This is a genomic window from Janthinobacterium sp. GW458P (assembly GCF_002127585.1).
In the GTDB taxonomy this organism is placed as follows: Bacteria; Pseudomonadota; Gammaproteobacteria; order Burkholderiales; family Burkholderiaceae_D; genus Janthinobacterium.
The window spans coordinates 1-7,802 of the sequence record NZ_NEGZ01000099.1; the positions used below are offsets into that span (position 1 = coordinate 1).

Sequence of the window (7,802 nt, forward strand, 5' to 3'; positions counted from 1 at the left end):
GCGCGCAACGCCAGGCCCGCCAGGGCCGCTGCGGCGCCCTGGCCTGCGGCGCCGCGCTGGCCGGCTTTCTCGTCGTCGGCCTGTTCGACAGCCTGCTCGACGTGCCGCGCATCGCCCTGCTGTACTACCTGATGCTGCTGGGTACCCTGCTGCAGCCCTTGCCATCCCACCCCGCCGAAAGGGCGCCCCCATGAAAACACGGCTGTTTCCGTTACTGTTCTGCCTGGCGCTGTGCCTTGCCGCTGCGCCGTGCCGCGCCGACGCAACGCTGGCGCAAGTGATCGCCAGGGTCAAGCCCTCCGTCGTCGGCGTGGGCAGCCTGCAAAAGACGCGCACGCCGCCGATGAATTTCATCGGCACGGGCTTCGTCGCGGGCGACGGCTTGAGCGTGCTGACCTGCGCCCACGTGATCCAGAAGCTGCTGGACGCGAACGCGAACGAAGTCATCGGCATCCTCACGGGCCAGGGCGAGGCGGCGCAATTCCGCCCCGCGCAAGTGCTGTCCATCGACACCGAGCACGACCTGGCCCTGCTGCGCCTGGCCGGCGCGCCGCTGCCGGCCCTGGCGCTGGGCGACGCGGCCAGCGTGCGCGAAGGCCAGGCCATGGCCTTCACGGGCTTCCCGCTGGGCATGCTGCTGGGCTTGCACCACGTGACGCACCGCGCCACCGTGTCCTCGCTCACGCCCGTCGTCATGCCCAGCGAAAACGCGCAGCGGCTCGACACGCGGCGCCTGGCGCAGCTGCAAAAGGCGCCGTACACCGTATTCCAGCTGGACGCGACGGCGTATCCGGGCAGCAGCGGCAGCCCCCTGTTCGATCCCGAGACTGGTCTCGTCTACGGCATCGTCAACATGGTCTGGGTCAAGGGCCTGAAGGAAACGGCCATCAGCGCCCCCAGCGGCATCACCTACGCGATCCCGGGCAACCACATGCAGGCGATCTTATTGAAAAACAAATGAGCGTTCAGTTGCGCCCTTGCCGCAAGCGGTCGGTAATACCAGGCTCATCCCATGTTGGAAAAAAAAAGGGGTAAAACGACCGTTCACCCCCATGCTGTTCCATCAAGCCGCCGTATTTGCGGATCTGCGCGCCCATGTAGTCGAGATCGAGCCGCAGCAGCACGGCCGGCGCGCCCACGCGCGTACACTCCCGCTCGCCGCCGAAGTCCTGGAAGCCCAGCATGCGCTTGTAGAACACCACGTGGCGCGGATTGACTTCAATGACGTAATCCGTGAAGCCGTGGATATTGTGGGCATAGATGTAGGAAATATGAATCAGCGCCGCGAAGACGCGCTTGCTCACGCCCTTGTCGATGGCCAGGCGCGACGGTTCGCACAGGCGGCGGCCCTCTTCGCGCAGCACGTCGAGCTTGTCGCGGAAATTCTCGTCGGCCGGCAAGCCGGTCTCGTCATTGTCCAGGCACAGGGTCATGGTGCCCACGGTGGTGCCGGCCGTTTCCGCGAACAGGGTGATCTTGTTGAGCGCATGCGCGGTGCCGGGATCGACGGCATAGCCGCGCCAGCCGTACATCTTGCGGATCAGCAGGCTGGCCGCCTCGCGCCGTCCGCGCGAATTGGCCATGCGGATATGAAAGCGCTGCAGGTCCAGCTCGTGTTCCATGGCCGGATCGATCTTGCCTTCACCCACCACCAGGTCGCTGAATGCGCCGGGCGTGTCGAAGGAAATTATGGGTTCGTCTTCAAAGCTCATCTTGTCCTCACGTTCATCGGCCGCCGTCGAGACGGACTGAAGCCAATGCCTTGTGACAAGAGGAAAAGTGGAGAAGTTCCCACTCCGGGCAAAAAAAACAGAAGAAATGGGCTATTTCATAGCAAAATTACACGCTTAAATTTGCCCGCAAGTACAAAATTACACACAAAATGCTGTTTTGATATCGATGTTGCCGATTTAGAAAAAGCTCTCCGGTATCAGGAGCACGTCGCCGGGCCGCATCATGACATTCGCGGAAATATCGCCGTTCTTCAGTAAATCATCGAGGCGCACGCCCAGCTGCTGCTGGCTGCCGTCGCGCATGCGGATGATGCTGGCCTTGTTGCCGGCGGCGAAATCGGTGATGCCGCCCACAGCGATGAGCACGTCCATCAGCGACATGCCGAGCCGGTACGGCAGCGCCTGCGGCTTGGCCGCCTCGCCGATCACGCGGATCTGCTCGCCATACGGCCCCGAGAAATTGGTGACGATCACCGTCACCACGGGCTGCTGGATGAACTTGCTCAAGGCTTGCTCGACATCGCGCGCCAGCTGGGTCGAGGTCTTGCCGCTGGCCGCCAGGTCTTCCACCAGCGGCGTGGTGATCTTGCCGTCGGGCCGCACGGCCACCGTCAGCGACACTTCCGGATTGCGCCAGACGATGATGTTGACGGAGTCGCCCGGCCCGATCAGGTAGTCGTGCATGGGGGCGCTGTCGTCGGCGGGGGCCAGCGGGTAGCGCGCGCGGCAGGCGCCCAGCAGGCCGGCGGCGCAGGCGAGCACCAGCGTGTTGCGGACAAATACACGGCGAAACGGATTCATGCGGGGCCTCTTCGAGTCGATGGCGCGTCCATGGCCGGCCGCGCAGAAGCAGCCTGGGCCGCGAAGTTCCTATGATTATGAAAACCTGGCAAGCGAACCTTGAGGCGTATCAAGAAGCAATCATTTCGGGAAATCTTACTCAACAGCCGCCATATACTTTGCGTACCCGGCAAGCATTTTCCGCCGCGCGCCGGAGCGTGCGCGCCTTGGGCCCATCTACCACGAAGCACCGTCATCCGAAGGAAGCGACATGGAGGAACTGATACAGCAGCTGCTTTCCAGCCTGAAAGGCATCTGGAAATACCGCTGGCATGCGGTGCTCGTGGCTTGGCTGGTGGCCATCGCCGGCTTCATCAAGGTGATCAGCCTGCCCGACGACTTCCAGACGTCGGCCCGCGTGTTTGTCGATACGCAAACCATCCTCAAGCCGCTGATGGCCGGCATGACCAGCGTGCCGAACGCGGAGCAGCAGGTGGCCATCATGAGCCGCACCCTGCTCAGCCGCCCCAACGTCGAGCGCGTCATGCGCATGGTCGACCTCGACCTCGATTCGAAGACCGTGCGCGAGCACGAGGCGCGGCTCGACGAGCTGATGAGCAACATCAAGATCACGGGCACCAACGCCTACGACATCTACACCATCAGCTACAGCGGGCGCGACCCGAAACTCGTGCGCGACGTCGTGCAAAGCCTGCTCACCATCTTCGTCGAAGGCAGCTTCCAGGGCAAGAAGGGCGATTCGCAGAAGGCGGTGCAATTCATCGACGAACAGATCAAGAATTACGAGGACAAGCTGAGCGCGGCGGAAAACCTGGTCAAGGAATTCAAGATCCGCAACAACCTGCTGCTGCCGCGCCAGGGCATCGACTATGGCAGCCAGCTGCTGATGTCGTCCGACAGCCTGAACAACGCCAAGCTGGAACTGCTCGAGGCCGAGCAGGCGCGCAAGGCCATCCAGAGCCAGATCGAGGGCGACGAGCCGGTGCTGGACATGGAGCCGAACGCGGCGTCCATCACGAATCCCGAACTCGACGAGCGCATCGCCACGCTCAACAAGAACCTCGACAACCTGCGCATGCAGTTCACGGAGCTGCATCCCGACATCATCGCCTCGAAGCGCCTCGTCGCCCAGCTGGAAGAGCGCAAGATCGAGGAAAGCAAGGTCAAGGCGGCGTCCGGCGACCCGGGCAAGAACTACAGCCCCATGCTGCAGCAGCTGAAAGTGGCGCTGACGGATGCGGACGCCAAGGTGGCGGCCATCAAGGCCCGCGTGCAGGAATACAACGCGCGCAACGAGCGCCTGCTGGCGCAAAGCAATGCCGTGCCCGAGGTGGAGTCGCAGCTGGCCCAGCTCAACCGCGACTACATCATCAACAAGGAAAACTATGAAAAGCTGATCGGCCGGCGCGAAGCGGCCAAGCTGTCGGGCGAACTGAGCTCCACCACGGACATGATGGCCTTCAAGATCATCGATCCGCCCACGGTGCAGTACAAGCCCGTCGGGCCGAACCGTCCCCTGCTGTTCAGCGCGGCGCTGGGCGCGGCCCTGGTGGCCGGCGTCGCCACGGCATTGCTGATCAGCCAGGTGCGCCCCACCTTCCTCAGCCCGGCCGAACTGCGCGATGCGACGGGCTTGAGCGTGCTGGGCACGGTCGCGATGAACTGGACGGCCCTGCAGCAGGTGCGCCGCCGCCGCGCCCGCTATGGCTTCGGCGCCTGCCTGGGCAGCCTGTTCGTGCTGTACGGCGGGGTCATGACGGCCGCGCTGCTGAAATTCTAGACGACGCCACGGGAGCCACGATGAGCAGCAAGGAGCGCAGCACGGACAGCGGCAGGCAGGAACCGATCATCCTGGGCGTGGCCGAGGCCGCCGTGCCGTACGGCCCGGACAGCGCGGCCGGCGCCGGCGGCGAAGACGCGGCGGCCGCCGCCAATCCCCGCTACCGCGCCCTGAACCTGGCCCGGCTGCAGGAGCAAGGCATGCTCACGCACGACGGCGGACGCAGCGCCGTGGCCGAGGATTTCCGCATCATCAAGCGCCCGCTGCTGCGCCAGGCGCGCGCCAGCGGCGCCGACGCCATCCGCCACGGCAACCTGATCGTCGTCACCAGCGCCATGCCGGGCGAAGGCAAGACGTATTGCGCCATCAACCTGGCCATGAGCATCGCCATGGAAATGGACATCACGGTGCTGCTGGTCGACGCCGACGTGGCGCGCCCGTCCGTGCTCAAAGTGCTGGGCCTGGCGCCGGAACCGGGCCTGATGGACGTGCTGCTCGACCCGCAGCTGGCCATGGCCGACGTGATCCTGAAGACCAACGTGGCCAACCTGAGCATCCTGCCCGCCGGACGCAGCAACCGGCATGCGACGGAACTGCTGGCCAGCCGCGCCATGAGCCGGCTGCTGGCCGAGATCGCCAGCCGCTACGCCGACCGCATCGTCGTCTTCGACTCGCCGCCCCTGCTGATCACCAGCGAAGCGCACGCGCTGGTGGGGCAGATGGGGCAAGTGGTGATGGTGGTCGAGGCGGAAACGACGACCCAGCACGCCGTCAAGGAAGCGCTGCGCCAGATCGAATCGTGCGAACACATCCATCTGATCTACAACAAGACCAAATCGTTCGCCGCCAACGATTATTATGGCTATTACGACTAGCCGCCGCGCGCCGCCGACCCCGCCGCTGCTGTCCTTGCTGCTATTGCTGCTCCCCGCGCCGGCCTGCGCCGTCGACTGGCTGGTGCAGCCGTCGCTGCGCCTGCGCGAAAGCTATACCGACAATGCGCTGCGCGCGCCGCCCGGCCAGGCGCAGTCCGATTTCATCACCGAGATCGCGCCCGCCATCGCCCTCGTCGGCAGCGGCCCGCGCCTGCGCGTCCACCTCGACTACAGCTGGCACAAGCTGCTGTACCTGCGCCGCGCCGATACGGACCAGCATCAGCTGGACGCCGGGGCCGACGCCGAACTGGTCAAGGACTGGTTCTTTGTCGATGCGGCCGCCGGCGTCAGCCGGCGCAGCATCTCGCCGTTCGGCCCGCAGGTTATCGACGACCTGCCCGGCACGCAGAATGAAAGCACGGTGCGCACCACCAGCATCAGCCCGTACATGCGCCACCGCTTCCGCAGCCTGGCCACGGCCGAGCTGCGCTACACGCGCAATACGGTCGACAGCGGCGGCGACCTGCTGTCCGTGCACAGCGACGAAGCGCAACTGCTGCTCAGCGGCGAACCGCGCGCCGGCGGCTGGACCTGGAACGCCAGCTACGACGTGCGCCGCACGCAGGACAGCAAGCTGGCGACGCAGCGCATGGAGCGCGGCAGCGCCGGCCTGCGCTATCCGTTCAGCAGCAAATGGGCGGCCACGGCCAGCGCCGGCACGGAAAAGGAAGGCTATGAATCGAGCTCGGGCAAGGCGCCGCAGGGACGCTTCTGGACCCTGGGCGGCGTGTGGACGCCGTCGCCGCGCACCAGCGTGGCCTTCAGCACGGGCAAGCGCTTCTTCGGCCATACCTACAGCCTGGACGCCAGCTTCATGCAGCGCCACACCAGCTGGCAGGCGAGCTACAGCGAAAACATCACCACCATGCCCGCGCAATTCATGCGCCTGGGCAACCGCGACGCGGCCGCCCTGCTCGACCAGCTATGGCGCGGCATCTTTCCCAACGCGATGGACCGGCGCCTGCGCATCAACGCCTTCCTGCGCTACGCCAACGGGCTGGGGCCGGAGCTGGGCGCCATCAACTATTTCAGCCACCGCTATTTCCTGCAAAAGCAGGCCAAGCTGACGATGGCGCGCGCGACGGCAAAAAGCACGCTGCTGGTCGGCATCACCGCCGTCGACCGCACGGCGCAGACGGCCAGCGGCATCGACAGCGGCCTGCTGCCGGACGTGGAATTCGGCAGCGAAGACCGCACGCGCCAGATCGGCGGCAACGTCGGCTGGAGCTGGCAGGCGTCCTCGCGCAGCAGCGTCAACGTCAGCGCCGGCTATGCCGGCACGCGCTCGCTGAGCACTACCCGGCGCGACGGCAACGCCACCGTGACGGCAGGCTATACCCGCATCCTGCAACGCAAAGTGACGGCCAGCATCGACCTGCGCCACACGCTCCACACCAGCAACCGGGGCGGCGGCTACCGCGAAAACGGCGTCAGCGCCACGCTCACCATGCAATTCTAGGGAGGCCGCATGCCGGATCACGCCCCGCTCTCCGCCGCGCCCGCGCACCTGCTGTGCGTGGTGGCCGCGCGTCCCAACCTGATGAAAATGGCGCCCATCCTGTCCGCGCTGGCGCGGCAGGCGCCCGCGCCGCGCGTGACCTTATTGCATACCGGCCAACATTACGATCCGGCCATGAGCGGCCAGGTGTTTGCCGACCTGGGCATGCGCGCGCCCGATGTCAGCCTGGACGTGGGTTCCGGCAGCCACGCGCAGCAGACGGCCGATATCCTGAGCCGCTTCGACACCGTGCTGCGCGAGCTGCCGCGCGCGCCCGACGCCGTGCTGGTGGTGGGCGACGTCAATTCCACACTGGCCTGCGCGCTGGTGGCGGCCAAGCGGGGCACGCCCGTGATCCACGTCGAAGCGGGCTTGCGCAGCGGCGACCGGCGCATGCCCGAGGAAATCAACCGCGTGCTGACGGACCAGTTGGCCGACCTGTTGTTTACCAGCGAGGACGGGGCGCGCGCCAACCTGCTGCGCGAAGGCGTCGCGGACGAGCGCATCCACTTCGCCGGCAACGTCATGATCGACAGCCTGCGGCAGCAGTTGCCGCGCGCCGTCGACCCGGCCGCCACCCTGCGCGCGCACGGCCACGCCTGCCCGCCCGCCTACGGACTGCTGACGCTGCACCGGCCCGCGAACGTCGACGACGGCGCCCGTCTGGCCGCCCTGCTGCAGGCGCTGGGCGGCCTGTCCAGCCAGCTGCCGCTGCTGTTTCCCGTCCACCCGCGCACGCGCGCCACCCTGCAGCAGGCGGGACTGGACGCGCTGCTGGCGCGCCACGCCATCGTCTGCCTGCCGCCGCTGGGCTACCTGGAAATGCTGGGCCTGATGCGCGGCGCCCGCCTCGTGCTCACCGATTCGGGCGGCGTCCAGGAAGAAACCACGGCCCTGCATGTGCCGTGCCTGACCCTGCGCGACAACACGGAGCGGCCCGCCACCATCAGCGAGGGCACCAATACGCTGGCCGGCACCGACCCGGCCGCCATCGTGGCGCTGGCGCGCGCCACGCTGGACACGGGCGGCAAGCGGGGCCGCCTGCCCGCGCTGTG

8 protein-coding genes are annotated in these 7,802 nt (G+C 66.5%); 6 read left to right on the top strand and 2 right to left on the bottom strand.

What is annotated here, in order from left to right:
- Both CBW50_RS29615 and CBW50_RS27525 read left to right on the top strand, forming a co-directional pair.
- The coding region (locus CBW50_RS29615; protein WP_172404920.1) for a hypothetical protein at positions 1-194 on the top strand (194 nt) is incomplete at its 5' end.
- Positions 191-961 (top strand): serine protease, encoded by a 771-nt coding sequence (locus tag CBW50_RS27525; RefSeq protein WP_086148445.1) that lies wholly within the window; start codon positions 191-193, stop codon positions 959-961. The genes CBW50_RS29615 and CBW50_RS27525, both read left to right, overlap by 4 nt.
- A gap of 4 nt (positions 962-965) precedes the next feature.
- Here the strand turns inward: CBW50_RS27525 and CBW50_RS27530 are convergent, their stop codons facing one another.
- The gene (locus CBW50_RS27530) at positions 966-1,712 is read right to left on the bottom strand and encodes a long-chain N-acyl amino acid synthase (RefSeq protein WP_086148446.1); all 747 of its coding nucleotides are present in this window, start codon (positions 1,710-1,712) and stop codon (positions 966-968) included.
- Positions 1,713-1,910: 198 nt separating this feature from the next.
- Entirely contained in the window at positions 1,911-2,534 is a 624-nt protein-coding gene (locus CBW50_RS27535; RefSeq protein WP_086148447.1) for an XrtA/PEP-CTERM system exopolysaccharide export protein, read from the bottom strand.
- Between the two features lie 250 nt (positions 2,535-2,784).
- Here CBW50_RS27535 and CBW50_RS27540 point away from each other — a divergent pair, with 250 nt between their 5' ends.
- The 4 genes from CBW50_RS27540 to wecB form a co-directional block, all read left to right on the top strand.
- Positions 2,785-4,314 carry an XrtA system polysaccharide chain length determinant gene (locus CBW50_RS27540; protein WP_086148448.1) on the top strand — a complete coding sequence of 510 codons (1,530 nt, stop codon included), beginning with the start codon at positions 2,785-2,787 and terminating at the stop codon, positions 4,312-4,314.
- 20 nt (positions 4,315-4,334) lie between these two features.
- On the top strand, positions 4,335-5,189 hold the full coding sequence (locus tag CBW50_RS27545; RefSeq protein ID WP_086148449.1) for an XrtA-associated tyrosine autokinase: 855 nt from the start codon (positions 4,335-4,337) through the stop codon (positions 5,187-5,189).
- Entirely contained in the window at positions 5,173-6,708 is a 1,536-nt protein-coding gene (locus CBW50_RS27550) for a TIGR03016 family PEP-CTERM system-associated outer membrane protein (protein ID WP_086148450.1), read from the top strand. The genes CBW50_RS27545 and CBW50_RS27550 overlap by 17 nt, the downstream gene beginning before the upstream one ends.
- 9 nt (positions 6,709-6,717) lie before the next feature.
- Positions 6,718-7,802 (top strand): non-hydrolyzing UDP-N-acetylglucosamine 2-epimerase (wecB, locus tag CBW50_RS27555; protein ID WP_086148451.1); only part of this gene is annotated, 1,085 nt, incomplete at its 3' end.